19 protein-coding genes are annotated in these 16,242 nt (G+C 73.5%); 6 read left to right on the forward strand and 13 right to left on the reverse strand.

Annotated elements, in window-relative coordinates:
- Positions 1 to 13 precede the first annotated feature (13 nt).
- From BM339_RS15380 to BM339_RS15390, 3 genes are read right to left on the reverse strand one after another with little or no spacing between them, the layout of a single operon-like run.
- Positions 14 to 1,129 carry a hypothetical protein gene (locus BM339_RS15380; protein ID WP_075021243.1) on the reverse strand — a complete coding sequence of 372 codons (1,116 nt, stop codon included), beginning with the start codon at positions 1,127 to 1,129 and terminating at the stop codon, positions 14 to 16.
- A 59-nt stretch (positions 1,130 to 1,188) separates the two neighbouring features.
- Positions 1,189 to 1,791 carry a DJ-1/PfpI family protein gene (locus tag BM339_RS15385; protein WP_021599479.1) on the reverse strand — a complete coding sequence of 201 codons (603 nt, stop codon included), beginning with the start codon at positions 1,789 to 1,791 and terminating at the stop codon, positions 1,189 to 1,191.
- Positions 1,788 to 2,735: a GlxA family transcriptional regulator gene (locus tag BM339_RS15390; protein ID WP_075021244.1), complete on the reverse strand. Its 948-nt coding sequence runs from the start codon at positions 2,733 to 2,735 to the stop codon at positions 1,788 to 1,790. Before BM339_RS15390 ends, BM339_RS15385 begins: the two co-directional genes overlap by 4 nt.
- A 329-nt stretch (positions 2,736 to 3,064) precedes the next feature.
- Here BM339_RS15390 and BM339_RS49840 point away from each other — a divergent pair, with 329 nt between their 5' ends.
- Positions 3,065 to 3,211 carry a hypothetical protein gene (locus tag BM339_RS49840; protein ID WP_177287698.1) on the forward strand — a complete coding sequence of 49 codons (147 nt, stop codon included), beginning with the start codon at positions 3,065 to 3,067 and terminating at the stop codon, positions 3,209 to 3,211.
- Here the strand turns inward: BM339_RS49840 and BM339_RS15395 are convergent.
- From BM339_RS15395 to BM339_RS15405, 3 genes are all read right to left on the reverse strand, one after another.
- Positions 3,195 to 3,746, reverse strand: coding sequence for an ATP-binding protein (locus BM339_RS15395; RefSeq protein ID WP_143118428.1), 552 nt, complete (start codon positions 3,744 to 3,746; stop codon positions 3,195 to 3,197). The genes BM339_RS49840 and BM339_RS15395 overlap by 17 nt on opposite strands.
- Before the next feature lie 95 nt (positions 3,747 to 3,841).
- Positions 3,842 to 4,483 (reverse strand): class F sortase, encoded by a 642-nt coding sequence (locus BM339_RS15400; RefSeq protein WP_024935846.1) that lies wholly within the window; start codon positions 4,481 to 4,483, stop codon positions 3,842 to 3,844.
- Complete coding sequence (locus BM339_RS15405) at positions 4,480 to 5,286, reverse strand: hypothetical protein (protein ID WP_075021245.1); 807 nt, start codon at positions 5,284 to 5,286, stop codon at positions 4,480 to 4,482. Before BM339_RS15405 ends, BM339_RS15400 begins: the two co-directional genes overlap by 4 nt.
- Before the next feature lie 200 nt (positions 5,287 to 5,486).
- Between BM339_RS15405 and BM339_RS15410 the strand changes: the two genes are divergently transcribed.
- A complete protein-coding gene (locus BM339_RS15410; RefSeq protein ID WP_075021246.1) occupies positions 5,487 to 6,362 on the forward strand; it encodes an arylamine N-acetyltransferase family protein in 876 nt (291 codons plus the stop codon).
- On the opposite strand, the gene BM339_RS15415 is transcribed toward BM339_RS15410, so the two are convergent.
- Positions 6,359 to 9,040: a helix-turn-helix transcriptional regulator gene (locus tag BM339_RS15415; RefSeq protein ID WP_075021247.1), complete on the reverse strand. Its 2,682-nt coding sequence runs from the start codon at positions 9,038 to 9,040 to the stop codon at positions 6,359 to 6,361. The genes BM339_RS15410 and BM339_RS15415 overlap by 4 nt on opposite strands.
- Positions 9,041 to 9,135: 95 nt before the next feature.
- Between BM339_RS15415 and BM339_RS15420 the strand changes: the two genes are divergently transcribed.
- Both BM339_RS15420 and BM339_RS15425 read left to right on the forward strand, forming a co-directional pair.
- Positions 9,136 to 9,687: a hemerythrin domain-containing protein gene (locus BM339_RS15420; RefSeq protein ID WP_021598515.1), complete on the forward strand. Its 552-nt coding sequence runs from the start codon at positions 9,136 to 9,138 to the stop codon at positions 9,685 to 9,687.
- A complete protein-coding gene (locus BM339_RS15425; protein WP_021598516.1) occupies positions 9,687 to 9,875 on the forward strand; it encodes a hypothetical protein in 189 nt (62 codons plus the stop codon). The genes BM339_RS15420 and BM339_RS15425 overlap by 1 nt, the downstream gene beginning before the upstream one ends.
- Before the next feature lie 73 nt (positions 9,876 to 9,948).
- Here the strand turns inward: BM339_RS15425 and BM339_RS15430 are convergent, their stop codons facing one another.
- Complete coding sequence (locus BM339_RS15430; RefSeq protein WP_021598517.1) at positions 9,949 to 10,308, reverse strand: DUF3140 domain-containing protein; 360 nt, start codon at positions 10,306 to 10,308, stop codon at positions 9,949 to 9,951.
- A gap of 94 nt (positions 10,309 to 10,402) precedes the next feature.
- Here BM339_RS15430 and BM339_RS52295 point away from each other — a divergent pair, with 94 nt between their 5' ends.
- Both BM339_RS52295 and BM339_RS15440 read left to right on the forward strand, forming a co-directional pair.
- Positions 10,403 to 11,869 carry an aminotransferase class I/II-fold pyridoxal phosphate-dependent enzyme gene (locus BM339_RS52295; protein ID WP_075021248.1) on the forward strand — a complete coding sequence of 489 codons (1,467 nt, stop codon included), beginning with the start codon at positions 10,403 to 10,405 and terminating at the stop codon, positions 11,867 to 11,869.
- Between the two features lie 72 nt (positions 11,870 to 11,941).
- Complete coding sequence (locus BM339_RS15440; RefSeq protein WP_075021249.1) at positions 11,942 to 12,775, forward strand: phosphoribosylaminoimidazolesuccinocarboxamide synthase; 834 nt, start codon at positions 11,942 to 11,944, stop codon at positions 12,773 to 12,775.
- Positions 12,776 to 12,782: 7 nt separating this feature from the next.
- Here the strand turns inward: BM339_RS15440 and BM339_RS15445 are convergent, their stop codons facing one another.
- The 5 genes from BM339_RS15445 to BM339_RS15465 form a co-directional block, all read right to left on the reverse strand.
- The gene (locus BM339_RS15445; protein ID WP_024935843.1) at positions 12,783 to 13,172 is read right to left on the reverse strand and encodes a YccF domain-containing protein; all 390 of its coding nucleotides are present in this window, start codon (positions 13,170 to 13,172) and stop codon (positions 12,783 to 12,785) included.
- 71 nt (positions 13,173 to 13,243) lie between these two features.
- Positions 13,244 to 13,558 carry a thioredoxin gene (gene trxA, locus BM339_RS15450; protein ID WP_024935842.1) on the reverse strand — a complete coding sequence of 105 codons (315 nt, stop codon included), beginning with the start codon at positions 13,556 to 13,558 and terminating at the stop codon, positions 13,244 to 13,246.
- On the reverse strand, positions 13,440 to 13,937 hold the full coding sequence (locus BM339_RS15455; RefSeq protein ID WP_021598522.1) for a MerR family transcriptional regulator: 498 nt from the start codon (positions 13,935 to 13,937) through the stop codon (positions 13,440 to 13,442). Before BM339_RS15455 ends, trxA begins: the two co-directional genes overlap by 119 nt.
- A 101-nt stretch (positions 13,938 to 14,038) precedes the next feature.
- The gene (locus BM339_RS15460) at positions 14,039 to 15,331 is read right to left on the reverse strand and encodes a carbohydrate-binding protein (protein ID WP_256255353.1); all 1,293 of its coding nucleotides are present in this window, start codon (positions 15,329 to 15,331) and stop codon (positions 14,039 to 14,041) included.
- Positions 15,332 to 15,500: 169 nt separating this feature from the next.
- A complete protein-coding gene (locus tag BM339_RS15465) occupies positions 15,501 to 16,190 on the reverse strand; it encodes a maleylpyruvate isomerase family mycothiol-dependent enzyme (protein ID WP_083597642.1) in 690 nt (229 codons plus the stop codon).
- Between the last annotated feature and the right edge of the window lie 52 nt (positions 16,191 to 16,242).

Below are 16,242 nucleotides of genomic sequence, written 5' to 3' on the forward strand. Positions count from 1 at the left end.
GCGAAGAATATCGTCAGAGGGTGAGGAGCCGTTCGTACTCGTAGAGGATGCCGCCGAACTCTCCGGTGGGGATCTCGCAGGCGTGGCCGGGCAGCCACAGGTGCTCCAGCCGGACGGTCTGGACGTCCAGGCGCAGGTGGCAGGCGTTGCCCGTGTGCTCCCAGCCCGGACGGGCGGCGCGAAGGACCTCCAGGTGGTGGCGATGGCTCTGCACGTCGTGGAGCAGGAACGCCGTGAGGACGTGGCGCGGCCCGTTCACCGACGCGGTGAGCTCGCTCGCCGCGGACGCCGCGGACTCCAGGTCGACACCCGAATCGGCCAGCTCAGGAAAGAACGCCCTGACGCGCCGGACGACGCCCCCGATCTCGATCGGCTCGCAGGGGAGCCGCAGGACGGTCTCCGGGTCGACGTAACCGTGCGCGGGAACCCCTGCGACGACCCCCGACCACGCTCCCGGGACGGACTTGAGGAAACGGGCCTGGGTCAGGGCGGTCCCCAGCTCGCCCATGAGGCGTTCCGGGTCGATCCCCCTCGGCATGAACGTCTTGGTGCCCCCGCGCAGGCGCGTGCCCGTCTCGTCCAGGACGGCGAGGTCGGCCCAGCAGGCGCCGGAGCCGGTTCCGAGGACGCCGTGCGGCAGGCAGGCGTCCGGGTGCGGGGTCAGCCCGGCGAGGTCCTCCAGGACGGCGCGCGGGGTCTGGATCAGGCCCCAGCCCTGGGTGCGCGGGGAGACGGCGCCGAGGGCGAGCGACGTGGCCACGGGCTCGCCGTCGCGGGCCTGGCCGAGGCCGCGTTCCAGGCTCCGGCGGCTCTTGAGGGCGCCGACCTCCTGGAGGTACTCGTCCAGGCACTGCCGGAGGACGGCCGGGTCGAGGTCGCAGGACGCCCACCCGGCGACGTCCCGGACGTGCACGATCGTGCCGTCGAAGTCGAGGCGGTGGTAGCGGTAGTGCTCCTGCCAGGGCCGGGCCGGGTCGCCGTTCAGCCGGCCCTGCGCGCGGGCGATCGCGGAGAGGTCCTCGCCCAGGTCGTTGATGAGGAAGTCGCGCAGCGGGGCGTGCAGGGGGTCGGTCTCCACGGCCACCCGCACGCCGTCGCTGCGGAACCTCACCGGAAGCGATATCGCCATTCGCGTGATTATGCCGATAAGCGAAGATCATCACTGGTATGGCGGAATGTTCGTTCCGATCAGCCGGGTTCGTCGGCCATGTACGGCGGCGCCGGCTCGTACTGGATGTAGCGGCGCACCGCCCGCGCGTGATCGCGGCCGTGGATCCGCCCGACCAGCCAGAGGGCCATGTCGATCCCGGCGGAGACCCCCTGGCTCGTGACCAGGTTGCCGTCCACCACGTAGCGCGCGTCCCGGACGACGGTCACGTCGCCGCGCGCCTCCAGCGCGTCCTCGGAGGCCCAGTGGGTCGCGACCCTCCGTCCCTTCGCCGGACCCGCGGCGTGCAGCAGGATCGAGCCGGTGCACACGCTCGTCACCCAGTCGACCTGTTCCGCGACCTTCGCGATCCAGCCGGTGACGGCGGGGTTGTCCGGCTGGGTCTCCCTGGCGCCACGCCCACCGGGGACCAGGAGGACGTCCAGGTCCGGGTGGTCGTCCAGGGTGTGGTCCGGCACGACCCGCATGCCCTTGTTGCAGCGGACCGGCCCGGCCTGCTCGGCGACCAGGACGGCCGTGTCGCCCTGGTCGCGGAGCATGGCCGATGCCGTGAACACCTCCCACGGGCCCGCGAAGTCCAGCTCTTCCGCGTTCTCGAAGACCAGCAGCCCATACGTCGTCATGCGTACTCCCTCGTCCCTCTGAATCGGTCCCTGTAGTCGGACGGCGCGACCCCGACATGCCGGTGGAACGCCCTGCGCAGCGTCTCCGCCGTCCCGAAGCCCAGCCGCCGCGCCAGCGTCTCGACGGGCTCGTCCCCCTCCGCGAGCGCCCGCCGCGCCGCCTCGATCCGGACCCGCTCGACGTACGCGGCCGGCGGCACCCCCAGCTCGGCGGTGAACCTGCGCTGCAGGTGCCGCGCGCTGAGGCCGGACCGCTCGGCCAGGTCGGCGATGGTGTGCCGGGCGCCCGGATCGGCCTGGACGGACGACACCGCCGCCCGGATCGGGTCCGTCGCGGGCTGCGCCGACCACAGCGGCACGCTGAACTGCGACTGGCTGCCGGGCCGCCGCAGGAACATCACCAGCTCGCGCGCCACCGCGTGCGCCGCCTCCCGCCCGTGGTCGTCCTCGACCAGCGCCAGCGCCAGGTCCATCCCGGCCGTGACGCCGGCGGACGTCCAGACGGGCCCGTCCCGGACGAAGATCGGGTCGCAGTCGACGTCCAGGCGCGGGTACTCCCTCCTCAGCTGGTCCTCCCGCCGCCAGTGCGTCGTCACGCGGCGCCCGTCCAGGACCCCGGCCTCGGCCAGCAGGAGCGCGCCGCTGCACACCGACGCGACCCGGCGCGCCGCGCCCGCGGCCGCCGCGACCCAGCCGACGAGCGCCGCGTCCCGCCGCGCCGCGTCGACCCCGGTGCCGCCGGCCACGACCAGGGTGTCGATGGCGGCGGGCCGCAGGTCCGGGCCGGAGTCGGCGTGGACGCGGAGCCCGCCGGAGGACGTCACCGGACCGGGCCGCGGCCCGGCGACCAGGCAGTCGTACAGCCCGGTGCTGCGGAACACCTCGTGCGGGCCCGTCAGGTCGAGGACCTGGAACCCGTCGTAGATCACGAACACGACGCGCATGTCTCCAGGCTGAGCGCCCGGCGTCCATGGCGTCAACGACACGCACCCCACGGATCGCGCCATCCCCCGCCACGGAATAGGGAGTCCACGGAAACGCATTTTCCGGGTTGACACTCCGGCGAGGCTATGGCTAACTCTTACGCATGAAGCTTTGATTCTTCTCCGGTTGAGCCGCCCCCGGCACCGCCGCGGGCCCGCTCCCGTTCCTTCCAAGGCGCTCCCGTATCGCATGTACATCTCGTGTGACCTGCGACGTCGCCGTGCGCCCCCATCCCTTTTCATCGGCCCTCTCACGGCCGAATTCAGACGTGCCCGGAGGTGGTCTCTTCATGCGTGCCATTGACAACGACCCGTTCGCCAAAAACGGAAAGAAGAATCGGCGGCGGAAGAACTCCGACTCCAAAGCGAACCTCGCGAACAACAACCGCCGCAACGTCCGGCAGATGCCGACCCGGCAGCTCAACCGGGGCCGCTGAGCGGCGTCTCCCCGTCCCCGCCCCGGCCCCGCTCCGCGGCGGCCGGGGCCGGGAACTCGGCCCACACGACCGTCCGGGCGCCGTCCGCCCGGAACCCCCAGCGCGCCGCCAGCGCCTCCACGATCCGCATCCCGCGGCCCGTCTCCGCGCCGGCCTCCGCCTTGACGTGCGGGCGCCCGCCGGCCGCGCCGTCGTCGGCGACCTCCAGCCGGTACGTCCCGGCCTCGACGGCGACGACGACCGTCACCAGCCCGCCCTCCCGCCCGGACGCGGTGTGCGTGATCGCGTTCGCGACCGTCTCGCTCACCACCATGACCATGTCGTCCAGCGCGGGATGGCCGGCCGCCACGTTCCGGACGAAGCCGCGCGCGCACCCGACCGCCCGCCGCACGCCCGGCAGCATGATCTCGCCGACCACCACGCGGTCCCGCGTCCCTTCCACAGCACCGCCTCCCCCGAGCCGGTGAGGACCGGGCACGGCGCCCGCCCCGTCCGGCACCCGGCCGGCCGCTCGCACCACGTCCTCGACGCTCACCACGACGGCTCCTTCGCCTCCGGAAAGTCGCCCGTCACCTCGAAGTACGGCCCGGGACCCGCGTCCCGTTCAGGGCTCCGCCCCGGCGCCCCGCACTACCCGTCGCCGAGGACGGCGGTCAGCCGCGCGAACGCCACGACGTTGGCGCGGTAGTGCCCGGCACGCGCGTCGAAGTCCCCGCCGCACGTGATCAACCGGAGGGACGGCTCCGGCGTGTCGCCGTACACGGCCCGCGCGGGGAAGCCGTCCTTGGGGAAGGTGCGGACGGCGTCCACGGTGAAGACGGCCGTGGCGCGGTCGGCGCGCAGCACGCTCACCCGCTGCCCCGGCCGGAGGCGGCCGAGCCGGTAGAACACCGACGGTCCCGAGGCCGAGTCCAGATGCCCCTCGATCACCGCCGTGCCGGGCTGCCCGGGGGTGACCGAGCCCGTGTACCAGGCCGCCTCGTCCTCGTTCGGCGGCCGGGGCGGCTCCAGCGAGCCGTCCGGGCGCAGCCCGGCCCGCGCGACGGGCGAGTCGACGCCCGCGGCCGGGATGACCAGGCGGACCGGCGGGGACGCGGGCAGCCGGGCCGGACGCGGAGCGGGCGAGGGCCGGGACACGGTCACCGCCCGCGGAGCCGGACCGTCCACGGCGGCCCGCGGCGCCCGGCCGTCCACCCCCGCGGCCGCCGCCACCATCGCCGCGGCCACGCCGAGGGCGGCCGCCGGACCCTTCGCGCGGGTCCTCGCGGTCACCCCTCCGTCCGCCCTCGGCGCCGCAGGAGAAAGCGGACCAGCAGTGCCACGGCCGCCATTGCGACGGCGCCGCCGAGAACCCACGCCCCCTGCACGGTCTTGCTCGGCGCGTCATGGGCGGCGGTGGACCCGGTCCCGGTCACGGCGCCGCCGTCCGGCATGGCTCGCAGCACGCCGCAAAGGACGGGCGACGTCGCCGCCAGGGAAAGCGACGGCAGGATGTCGCTCGGCTTCTTCTGGATGCCGGGGCGGAGCAGGGCCGGGTCGACCCCGTGCACCACGACGACGGCGGTGCCCGCGCGCAGGGACCCCAGCGTGGCCGCGTCCAGCCTGGTGACACGCGTGTAGTCGGTCTCGGCCCCCGTCGGCGCGTTCTCGACGTCGGAGCCGGCCTTCGCCGAGGTGCTCCCCTTGACCGACAGCGTCGTCTGGACCGGCCCGTAGAACGGCGCGGCCTCCGTGGCGCTGACGACGCCGTCGCCGTTCTCGTCGGCGGCCGTGGTGGGGCAGTCGCCCCGGCCGCCGCCGCGGATGTGCTGCAGGTGCGGGTAGGGCATGCCCTCCGACGTGCCGGTCAGCCCCTCGAAGTGCTCGTCGATCGTGGCGCGGCGGCCGTCCAGCCGCAGCGTGAGCGAGCCGGAGGCGTTCTGGTGGTTGAGCGGCTCCAGCGTCGCCTGGTAGGTGACGCTGCGGGAGGCGGCGCCGTCCGCGGCGGACGCCGGCGTGACCATGACCGGCGCCGCGGCGGCGCAGGCGAGCGCGAGCCCCGCGACGCCGGCGCACGGCCGTCTGCCCTTCACCATGCCTGCCCCTTCCCCCTGCGGATCCCCGGCGCTGTGTGGCTGCCCCGGCGAGGACCGCGCTAATACGCCGAGCCGGTACCTGAAGGGCAAAGCATCCAGGCGGGCACTTCTACGCTGGGTCATGAACGCCGACGCCGTGCGGCGCACGGAAAGATCCGCGCCTCGCCCGTTGTTACGACGTCGACAGGCGAGAGGACAAAATGAGCGACGATCTCGGCTACGGGTGGCAGGGCGACCTGCTCGACCTGCCCGCCTACCTCAAGCGCGTCGCCTACGACGGCGGCCTGGCCCCCACGGGGGAGACGCTGCGCGCCCTGCACCGGGCGCACGTCACGTCCATCCCGTTCGAGAACCTGGAGATCATGCTCGGGCGGCCGGTGGAGATGTCGCTCGACGCCGTCCAGGCGAAGCTCGTCGGCCGCCCGCGCGGCGGCTACTGCTTCGAGCACAACCGGCTGTTCGCGGCCGTGCTGGAACGGCTGGGCTTCGAGGTGACCGCGCTCGCGGCGCGGGTGACGCTGGGCTCGCCGAAGCTCCGCCCGTCCACGCACGCGCTGCTGCACGTCCGCCCGCCGGGAGGGTCGCGGGACGAGCCGGCGTGGCTCTGCGACGTGGGCTTCGGCGCCGGGCCGCTGGAGCCGCTCCCGCTCGTCGACGGCGAGGAGGCCGTCCAGGACGGCTGGGGGTTCCGGCTCCGACGGGGCCGCACCGTCGAGACGTGGACGCCCAACACCGCGGGCTGGGAGATGCACCAGCGCGGCCCGGACGGATGGGTCCAGCGGCACACGTTCCCGCTGAACGAGACGTTCCGCATCGACTTCGAGGTGTTCAACCACTACGTCTCGACCAACCCGCGCTCGCCGTTCACGGCGCGCCCGTTCGTGCAGAAGTTCTCGCCGGACGTCCTCCACGTGCTGGACGGGACGACCCACACCCTCACCCGCGCGGACGGCACGGTCGAGACCCGCACGCTCACCCCCGCCGAGCTGCCCGCGGCGCTCGCCGCCGACTTCGGCATCGTCCTCGAAGGCGAGGACGCGCCCGACCTCGTCAGGTTCGTGCGGGACAGGAGCTAGGTCAGGTCGAGCCGGCCGAGTTCGGCGCGGCCGGCGACGCCGAGCTTCGGGTAGGCCTTGTAGAGGTGGTAGCCGACCGTCCGGGGGCTGAGGAAGAGCTGGGCGCCGATCTCCCGGTTGCTCAGGCCCGTCGCCGCCAGCCGGACGACCTGGAGTTCCTGTGGGGTGAGGCGGGCGGCGAGGACGTCCCGCCCGTCTCCGCCGTCGGTGAGGCTCTCCCCGGCGGCGCGCAGTTCGGTGCGGGCGCGCTCCGCCCACGGCACCGCGCCGAGCCGGTCGAACGCCTCCAGCGCGGAGTGCAGCCGCGCCCGCGCGTCGTTCCTGCGCCGTGACCGGCGCAGCCACTCGCCGTACAGCAGCTCGGTACGCGCCTGCTCGAACGGCGTCCCGCCCTCACGGTGCAGATCCAGGGCACGCGAGTACAGCGCGTCAGGGTCCTCCGAGGTGAGCAGAGCCGCACAGCGCGCCGCGATGGCCTCGGCCCATGGCCGCCCTACATGCGCGGCCCATTTCCCGTACCACTCACCGGCTTCCTGCGCACGCTCTGGAACCCCGGCCCGGACGGCCGCTTCGACGAAATCGGGCAGGGCGGCGATGGCGCCCTGCCGATTCGGGCCCGACAGGACGTCCGAGAGACGTTCGACGGCGGCCTCGTACCGTCCGAGACCCAGATCGAGCAGGGCGCGCGCCGACGCCGCGTGCACGCTGCTCGGCGGGACGGCCCGCGCCAGCGCCTCCTCCGTCAGCTCCGTGCACCGGCGCTCGTCGCCCCCGATCGCGGCGAGCTGCGCCAGGACGGTGTCGAGGTAGACGCGGATCCGCCGCTGCCCGGTGTCGAGGGCGATCCGCCTGCCCTCCGAGGCGGCGGTGAGCGCGTCCCGGTGCCGGCCGAGCAGCAGGTCCGTCCGGGAGCGCAGCATCAGCACCGCGGCGAGCAGCCCGATCGCGCCCTCCTCGCGGTGGCGGCGCTCCAGCGCCGCGGCGGCCTCCGCGGCGCCCCGCACGTCCCCGACCAGCAGATGCCACAGCCCGGCGCGGATCCGGTCGCGGGGTCCGTAGCAGGTGCGCATCGCGTCCATCAGCTCCCGCAGCGCCGCCACGCCGTCCGCGAGATCGGCGCCGGTCGCGAACGGCCGCTGCCCCGCGAACACCCGGCTCAGCGCCCGCAGATGGGACGCGTTCGGGACGCCGGCGCGGACCCCTTCGGCGACGATGTCGTCCAGCGCCGTGAAGTCCCCCGCGTTGGCCGCGGCGGACGCCGCCTGGAAGTACAGGTAGCCGGACGTGTACGGGTCGAGCTCGACGACCGACGCGGCCGTCTCGGCGAACAGCCGGTAGGCGTCCCGCGTCCGGTCCTGCTCGTCGGCGAGGGAGGCCCGGGTCAGCGTCAGCTCCGCCCGCGCCACCGGATCGGGCAGGTCGGCCTCGGCGCGGGCCGCCAACTCGACCGCCCGCTCCGGCAGGCCCGCGTCGGCCGCGGCGCGCGCGGCCGCCGCCAGCCGCCGCCCGCGCTCGGCCCGGTCCTCGCTCAGCTCGGCGGCGGCCTCGTACATCGCGGCGACCGACGCGTTGCCCCCCCCGTCGCGCTCCGTCTCGGCGGTCTTCTCCAGGACGGCCGCGACGCGCTCGTCCGGCTCGGTGACCCCGCTGATCAGATGCCACGCGTGATGGCAGTCGTCGCCGCGCTCCCGGTACGCCTCCGCCAGCGCGCGATGCGCCGCCAGCCGCGCGTTCAGCGGCGCCTCCTCGACGGCGGCGGTGCGGATCAGCGGATGCCGCACCTCCAGCCGCCCGTCCGCCGTCGTGCGCAGCAGCCCGGCGCGCTCGGCCGGGGCGGCGTCGTCGACGGACGCGCCGCACCGCCCCGCCGCCGCCACGATCGCCCCGACGTCCCCGAGGTCGTCCGAGGCCACCAGCAGCAGGAGCCGCCGCGCCCGCTCCGGCAGCGCGGCGATCCGCTCGGCGTACGACCGGCGGATCCGCTCGTACGCCGACCCGTGGCCGCCCCGCGCCGGCAGTTCGAGCAGCGCGAGCGGGTTCCCCATCGCCGCGGCCAGCACCTCCTGCTCCGTCCGGCCGGGCAGCGTCGCGGTGCGCTCGGCGAGCAGCCGCCGCGCGGCGTCCCGGTCGAGGCCGCGCAAGCGCAGTTCCGGTATCCCCTCGGCGGCGAACTCCGGCGCGTCCGCGTCACGGGCCGCGAAGATCATCGCGATGGGCTCGGCCTCCAGGCGGCGGGCGGCGAACAGCAGCGCGCCGGCGGACGGGCCGTCCATCCAGTGCGCGTCGTCCACCAGCACCAGCAGCGGCCGCTCCTCGGCCAGGTCGGCAAGCAGGGTCAGCACCGCGAGCCCCACCAGGAACCGGTCGCCCTCGCCGGGCCGCCCGCCCATGTTGAGCGCCGCGCACAGCGCGAGGCCCTGCGGCTCCGGCAGGCCGCCGAAGCGGTCCGCGTACCGCCCGAGCAGCAGGTGCAGGCCCGCGTACGGCATGCCGCTCTCGTTCTCGACGCCCGTCGCCCGCAGGACGCGCATGCCGTCCGCGGCGGCCGCGTGGTCGAGGAGCGCGGACTTGCCGATCCCGGCCTCGCCGCGCAGGACGAGGGTGCCGCTGCGCCCGTCACGGGCCCGGCGGAGAAGCCCGTCGATCGCGGCCAGTTCCCCGTCCCGCCCGTAGAGCATGTGGTTCAGCCTACTCAGCGCCGCCCGCGGCCCGGAGGGTTGAAGCGCGCCCTCCGGGTATCGGCCCGTTCGAACCCATGAGGAGGAGGTCGATCATGGCCGCAGAGGCCGAGAACGTCGTGGACCTGTTGCTCTCGCAGCACGAGGAGATCCGCCGGCTGGCGTCCACGGTGGAGAAGAACCACGGGCAGGTGCGCAAGGACGCCTTCGACCGGCTGCGCGAGCTTCTCGCGGTGCACGAGACCGCCGAGGAGCAGATCGTCCATCCGTTCGCGCGGCGCGCCATCGGCGACGGCTCTTCCATCGTGGACGAGCGGCTGCAAGAGGAGCACGACGCCAAGGGCGTCCTGTCCGAGCTGGAGAAGATGGACCCCGAGTCCGCCGACTTCCACGAGACGTTCGCCGAGTTCCACAAGGACCTGGAGGCGCACGCCTCGCACGAGGAGAAGGAGGAGTTCCCGCGCATCGCCCGCGAGGCGACGCCCGAGCAGATGCGGGGCATGGCCAAGGCCGTCCGGGCCGCCGAGGCGGTCGCGCCGACGCACCCCCACCAGGGCGTGGAGTCGCCCGCCAAGAACCTCGCGGTCGGCCCGATGGCGGCCGTCGCCGACCGCGTCCGCGACGCGATCGGGAAGGTGCGCGGCTGATGGGCGACCGCAGGAACGACCAGGACAAGCCGCTCGCCGACCGGCGCGCCGAGGCGAACGCGCCCCAGGAGGACGACACCGACTTCGCCGCAGAACACACGCCCGGCCCGACCGACCCGCCGGTCGCGGAGGCGGAGACGCCCGGCGGCGAGGACGACGGCTACAGCCCGCAGACCGAGGTCCCCTGACCCCTACCGACAAGGAGGCCGCCCCGGGGACGTCCCCGGGGCGGCCTCCACGTCGTTCAGGGGTCTTCGCCTCCTATGCGCTGGACGGTTCGGGACGCAGCGGATCGTGGCCGACGCTCATCAGCGCGTGCCGCCACTCCTCGTCCCGTTCCGCGTTCGGCGGGCGGTTCTCCAGGCGGTCCTCGACGAAGGCGACGACCTCCTGCATGACCTCCGCGTCGTTCTCCGTGAGGTCGACCTTGCGCTTGCGCAGCACGTCGACCACGCGGGCGCCCAGTTCCGACACCCCCGGGCCCGCGCCGTCCGCCGGGAAGGCCTCCTCGCCGGAGGCGTCCGTGAGCAGCCACACGCGCAGCTCGTCGGACGTCATGTTGACGAGCCGGTGGAAGTCCTCCCAGGCCAGCTCCGCCTCGGCCGGTACTCGATCGTTCATCCCTCACTCCCTGTCGGCCGTTCACGCCCGCCCTACCCGGTGGCCGCGTCCCCATTCGCGTTACGGAGGCACCCTCACGGGAACGGGTCGGCCCATGGACCACTCGCAGGCCCCCGTCCTGGACGCCCTCGCCGCCTACCATCGCGAGGACCAGCTCCCCTTCACGCCGCCCGGCCACAAGCAGGGCCGCGGCGCCGACCCGCGCGTGCGCGAGGCGCTGGGCGACGCGGTGTTCCGGTCGGACGTCCTCGCGATCTCCGGCCTGGACGACCGCGAGTCGGGCGGCGGGGTGCTGGAGCGCGCCCAGGAGCTCATGGCGGACGCCGTCCACGCCGAGCGGACCTTCTTCTCCACCTGCGGCAGCTCCCTGTCGGTCAAGAGCGCGATGCTGTCGGTGGCGGGTCCCGGCGAGAAGCTGCTCGTCGGGCGGGACGCCCACAAGTCGGTCGTCTCGGGGCTGATCCTGTCCGGCGTCCGCCCGATCTGGGTGGAGCCACAGTGGGACGCCACGCGGCATCTCGCGCACCCGCCGTCGGCGGCGGCGTTCGCGGCGCGGTTCGACGAGCATCCCGACGCGCGCGGCGCCCTGGTCACCAGCCCGACCCCCTACGGGACGTGCGCCGACCTCGCCGCGATCGCCGCCGTCTGCCACGGCCGCGGGAAGCCGCTGATCGTGGACGAGGCGTGGGGCGCGCACCTGCCGTTCCACCCCGGCCTCCCGAGCTCGGCCATGGACGCCGGCGCCGACGTCTGCGTGACGAGCGTCCACAAGATGGGCGCCGGGCTGGAGCAGGGCTCGGTGTTCCACCAGCAGGGCGATCTCGTCGATCCGGCCGTGCTCAAGCAGCGGGAGGACCTGCTCGGGACGACCAGCCCGTCCGTCCTGCTCTACGCGGGCCTGGACGGCTGGCGGCGGCAGATGGTCGAGCACGGCCGCGGCCTGCTGCAGGACGCGCTCGACCTAGCGTCCGCCGTTCGCGCGGAGATCGCGTCGCTGCCCGGCTTCGACGTGCAGGGCCCCGGCGAGTTCACCGGACCGGGACTGGCGCACGACCTCGACCCGCTGCCCGTCGTCATCGACATCGCCGGCCTCGGCGTCACCGGCTACCGGGCGGCCGACTGGCTGCGCGAGCACCATCGCGTCAACCTGCACCTGGCCGACCACCGGCGGATCAGCGCGCAGCTCACCTTCGCCGACGACAAGGAGACCGCCGGTCGCCTCCTAGCGGCCCTGCGCGACCTCCACGCGCACATCGGCTCGCTGCGGGGCGGGCCCGCCGTCGAGGTGCCGTCACCCGAGAAACTGCGGCTCGAACTCGTGATCCTGCCCCGCGACGCGTTCTTCGGCCCGGCGGAGCAGGTGTCCGCGGACGACGCCGTCGGACGGGTCTGCGCGGAGATGCTGACCCCCTACCCGCCCGGCATCCCCGCCGTCCTGCCGGGCGAGCGGATCACCGCGCCCGTCCTGGACTACCTGCGCTCCGGCGTGGCCGCGGGCATGGTCGTCCCGGACGCGGCGGACGCGTCGCTCGGCGGCGTCCGGGTGCACATCGAGGAGTGAGGTGCCGTTGCGTGTCGGCGGGATCCCCTGTGCGAAACTCCTGTCCGGCGGGAGTACGAGATAGGGAGCCTCATGGAGCTGGTCCACTCGGGCAAGGTCAGGGACGTCTACGCGGACGGCGACGAGCTGATCCTCGTCGCGTCCGACCGGGTGAGCGTCTACGACGTCGTGCTGCCGACGCGGATCCCCGACAAGGGCAAGATCCTCACGCAGCTGTCCCTGTGGTGGTTCGAGCGGCTCGCCGACATCGTCCCGAACCACATCGTGTCCGCGACCGACGTGCCGGACGAGTGGGCGGGGCGCGCCGTCCGCTGCCGCCGCCTCGCCATGCTCCCCGTCGAGTGGATCGCCCGCGGCCACCTCGCCGGCCTCGGCCTCAAGGAGTACGAGAAGTCCGGCACCGTCTCCGGCGTCCCGCTGCCGGACGGCCTGGTCGAGGCGTCCCGGCTGCCCGAGCCGATCTTCACCCCGACCACCAAGGCCACCGAGGGCCACGACGAGTTCATCACCTACGACGACGTGGTCCGCGAGATCGGCGCCGGCACGGCCGCCCGGCTCAGGGACGTCACGCTGGAGATCTACCGGCGCGGCGCGGCCCTGGCCGCCGAGCGCGGCATCATCATCGCCGACACCAAGCTGGAGTTCGGCCGCGCCCCGGACGGCGCCCTCGTCCTCGCCGACGAGGTGCTCACGCCCGACTCGTCCCGCTTCTGGCCGGCCGACCAGTGGCGTCCGGGCCGTCCCCAGCACTCGCTCGACAAGCAGTACGTCCGCGACTGGAGCAGCACCCTCGACTGGGACCGCACCCCGCCGGGCCCGGCCATCCCCGACGACGTCGTCGAGGCCACCCGGGCCCGCTACATCGACGTCTACGAACGCCTCACCGGCAGGGCCTGGACGTCCTGACGCGCGGTCAGAAGCCGGACCGCCCGTCCGACCGGACGACCTCGTGGCCGAGCGGGGTGAGCGAGATCGGGATCAGCTTGAAGTTGGCGATGCCGAACGGGATGCCGATGATCGAGATGCACAGCAGGACGCCCGTGACCAGGTGCCCGAGCGCGAGCCACCAGCCGGCGACGATGATCCAGATGATGTTCCCCAGCGTCGAGCCGAGGCCCGCGCTCCGCTTCGGGACGGCCGTCCTGCCGAAGGGCCACAGCGTGAACGCCGCGATGCGGAACGAGGCGACGCCGAACGGGATCGTGACGATGAGAACGCAGCAGATGATCCCGGCCACCACGTAGCCCAGGGCCATCCAGAACCCCGCGAGTACCAGCCACACGACATTCAACAGCGTTCGCACTAAACCCTCCAGATACCGGCCGTCACGTTCAGTCAATAGGACGACGGATCGGGAGAATGCGTTCCCTCGACTTAGAAGTGGCCGTCCAGATCGGCGAGAAGGGCGCGTTTGGGCTTCGCGCCGACGATCTGCCGGACGACCTCGCCGTCGCGGAACAGGCTCATCGTGGGAAAGCCCATGACGCCGTACCGGGAAACGATCTGCGGGTGATCGTCGCCGTTGAGCTTGGCGATCGTCAGCCGATCGCCGTGTTCGGCCTCGATCTGCTCAAGGATCGGCGCGATCATTTTGCAGGGAGGGCACCAGTCCGCCCAGAATTCGACCAGTACCGGCTTGCCGGCGCGGAGCACCCGCTCGTCGAAGTTCTCGGCCGTCAGCGTGATCATTCGTCCCCTCCTCGGGAGTCGGCGCGCAGCCGGGGCAGGCCCGCGCGAGCTGGCCGGCCACGTCGGCGCGGCGGCGGATGAGGGTGCGGATCTCGGCGTCGATCTCCGCGAGCTTCCGCCGGTAGACCGCGACCGATTCGGGGCAGGACGCGCCGTCGGGATGCCCGGCGCGCAGGCAGTCCACGAACGGGCGGGTGTCGTCCAGCGAGAACCCGGCCGCGAGCAGCCCGCGGATCTCCGTGACCAGCCGGACGTCGGACTCCTCGTACTCCCGGTAGCCGTTGGCCGCGCGCCGCGCCGGCAGCAGCCCCTGCTGCTCGTAGTAGCGCAGCGTGCGGGTGCTGACGCCCGCCCGCGCGGCCAGTTCCCCGATCCGCATCGGCCCTCCTCTCCTTCATGGCCGGTGACGACGGTAACCCTTCACACCGGCGTCAAGGTCAAGCCGCGGGACGGGCCCTGCGCCCGTCCCGCGGCGCGCGGTCAGCGCCCCTGGAGACCGCGGACGTTGTCGCCGAACGTCCAGCCCTTCGACCCGTCCCAGTTGATGGACCAGGTCATCAGGCCTTTCAGCTGCCCGTTGAAATGGTTCCAGGCCTGGCCGACGAGGCTCGGCGGCATGTATCCGCCGCCGGCGCCCTGCTGCGCCGGAAGGCCCGGCACCTGCTTGTCGTAGGGCACCCGGATCGTGGTTCCCTGAATGGTCAGGCCGTTGTTCAGGCATTCGGTCTGCCGGACGAATCCCTCGACCGTCCCGGCGGAGTAAGAGTCGCCGGAGCAGCCGTACATGCTGCCGTTGTAGTACTGCATGTTGAGCCACCACAGCCGGCCGTTGTCCGCGTATTTCTTGATGATCGGCAGGTAGGCGCCCCAGATGGAGCCGTAGGTGACGCTGCCGCCGGTCACGTACGCCGTCTCCGGCGCCATGGTGAGCCCGAACCCGGACGGCATTTGGGCTAGCACACCGTCGATGATGCGGATCAGGTTGGCCTGCGACGTGGACATCTGGCCGATGTTCCCGCTGCCCGTCAGGCCCGTCTCGATGTCGATGTCGATCCCGTCGAAGTTGTACCGTTTCAGGATCGGCACGACCGTCTCGACGAACCGGTCCGCGACGGCGCTGGAGCTGAGGTCGATGCCCGCGGTCGCGCCGCCGATCGACATCAGGATGGTGGCTCCCGCGGCCTTCGCCGCGCACATCTCGGCGGGCGTCGCGACCTTGACCGTGGCGTCCATTCCGTCCTCCCACAGGACGGTGCCGTCCGACCGGATGACGGGGAACGCCGCGTTGATCACGTTGTGGCCGTGCCGCCTGATCGCGGGGTCGTCGATCGGCGTCCAGCCGAACGGCGGGTGGACGCCGTTGGCCGCGCCGTCCCAGTTCTCCCAGTAGCCCTGCAGCACCTTCCCGGCGGGCTTGCCCTTCAGGGGGCAGACCTCGTCCTCGGCCGGTGTCGTGGGCGGTGTCGTGGGCGGCTGCGTTCCGTCGCAGGCGCCCAGCCCGCGCCAGAGCGTCGGCGTGGACGCCGGATCCCAGCCGGCGCCCGGATGGGCGGTGTGCGCGACGATCGCCTCGTAGCCGTGACCGCCGTGGACGACCTTGTCTCCGACCTTGTACGAGGCTCCCTCCGCCCACGCGGGATACGTGCAGGCGATCAGGGGGACGGGCCGGGCGGACGACGGGGCGGACAGCGCGACCAGCGACACGGCGGCCGCGACGAGGGCCGAGGCCAGCGCGGCGACCAGCGCGGGCCATCGCTTGCGGGGGGATTTCACGGGGACGACTCCTCAGCTGAGCGGGGGACACAGAGGAGCCGGTGCAAGAGCCGTACGGATCCCGCGGACGGGACCCTCCCAGGCGCAAGGCACGAACAACCGGCATGGACGCCACAAGCAGGTTAACCGCACCGCCCCGAACCGGGAAGCGCCCCGAACCGGGAAGCGCTCAGCGCCCGCCCAGCCGTGCGGCCAGCAGCTCGGCCCCCGGACCGGTCAGCCCGGCGAGCCCCGCCGGCCGGCCGGAGACCGCGAGCAGCAGGTCCTCGGCGTTCCCCCGCACCTGCGGCCCGAGGCCGGACCACCAGTCCGCGTCGGTCGCCACGAGCGTCAGGCCGGCGACCCGCCCGCTGCCGCCGTGGAACCGGCTGGCGGCGACGTAGGCCAGGGCCGGCACCGCGAGCGCGATCGGCACCGGGTGGTGCCGCTCCAGCGGGCGGGCGATGTCCTGCCCGTGCACGAGCAGGTCCATCAGCGGGTCCATGGGGGAGCTGCCGGGCATCCGCCGGGACGACTCGGCGCTCTCGCGCAGCTGCCGCACCAGCTCGTCCGGCGTGTACCTCGCCGCCCGGTCGTGGGCCATCATCGCGGCCATCCGGTCGAGGTCGCCGCGCGCCTTGATCGCGGGCAGGATCACCGAGCCGAACGTGGCGCGCGTGCTGAACGTCAGGTGGGCGACGACCTCCCGCACCGTCCAGGCGTCGCACAGCGACCGCACGGCCCACTCGGCCTCGCCGAGGTCATCGAGAAGGTCGGAGAGCCGCCGCCGCTCGGTCTTCACGGCGTCCGCGATCCGGTCTTCGCCCAGCGCGATCAGGTCCTGCTGGGGCGGCTGTTCTCTCCGCACTTCGGCGGCCATCCGGTTCACTCCCTCGCCGGTCCGACATCGAGATGGTGTCGGGGGACGGACT

The organism is Actinomadura madurae, assembly GCF_900115095.1.
GTDB classification, from domain to species: Bacteria; Actinomycetota; Actinomycetes; order Streptosporangiales; family Streptosporangiaceae; genus Spirillospora; species Spirillospora madurae.

Coding starts and splice junctions, on each gene's coding strand:
- BM339_RS15465 (WP_083597642.1), bottom strand. CDS start 16,190: ATGGCCGCCGAAGTGCGGAGAGAACAGCCGCCCCAGCAGGACCTGATC.
- BM339_RS15440 (WP_075021249.1), top strand. CDS start 11,942: ATGGAGCTGGTCCACTCGGGCAAGGTCAGGGACGTCTACGCGGACGGC.
- trxA (WP_024935842.1), bottom strand. CDS start 13,558: ATGATCACGCTGACGGCCGAGAACTTCGACGAGCGGGTGCTCCGCGCC.
- BM339_RS15390 (WP_075021244.1), bottom strand. CDS start 2,735: ATGCGCGTCGTGTTCGTGATCTACGACGGGTTCCAGGTCCTCGACCTG.
- BM339_RS52295 (WP_075021248.1), top strand. CDS start 10,403: ATGGACCACTCGCAGGCCCCCGTCCTGGACGCCCTCGCCGCCTACCAT.
- BM339_RS15430 (WP_021598517.1), bottom strand. CDS start 10,308: ATGAACGATCGAGTACCGGCCGAGGCGGAGCTGGCCTGGGAGGACTTC.
- BM339_RS15455 (WP_021598522.1), bottom strand. CDS start 13,937: ATGCGGATCGGGGAACTGGCCGCGCGGGCGGGCGTCAGCACCCGCACG.
- BM339_RS15420 (WP_021598515.1), top strand. CDS start 9,136: ATGGCCGCAGAGGCCGAGAACGTCGTGGACCTGTTGCTCTCGCAGCAC.
- BM339_RS49840 (WP_177287698.1), top strand. CDS start 3,065: ATGCGTGCCATTGACAACGACCCGTTCGCCAAAAACGGAAAGAAGAAT.
- BM339_RS15385 (WP_021599479.1), bottom strand. CDS start 1,791: ATGACGACGTATGGGCTGCTGGTCTTCGAGAACGCGGAAGAGCTGGAC.
- BM339_RS15410 (WP_075021246.1), top strand. CDS start 5,487: ATGAGCGACGATCTCGGCTACGGGTGGCAGGGCGACCTGCTCGACCTG.
- BM339_RS15380 (WP_075021243.1), bottom strand. CDS start 1,129: ATGGCGATATCGCTTCCGGTGAGGTTCCGCAGCGACGGCGTGCGGGTG.
- BM339_RS15415 (WP_075021247.1), bottom strand. CDS start 9,040: ATGCTCTACGGGCGGGACGGGGAACTGGCCGCGATCGACGGGCTTCTC.
- BM339_RS15405 (WP_075021245.1), bottom strand. CDS start 5,286: ATGGTGAAGGGCAGACGGCCGTGCGCCGGCGTCGCGGGGCTCGCGCTC.
- BM339_RS15425 (WP_021598516.1), top strand. CDS start 9,687: ATGGGCGACCGCAGGAACGACCAGGACAAGCCGCTCGCCGACCGGCGC.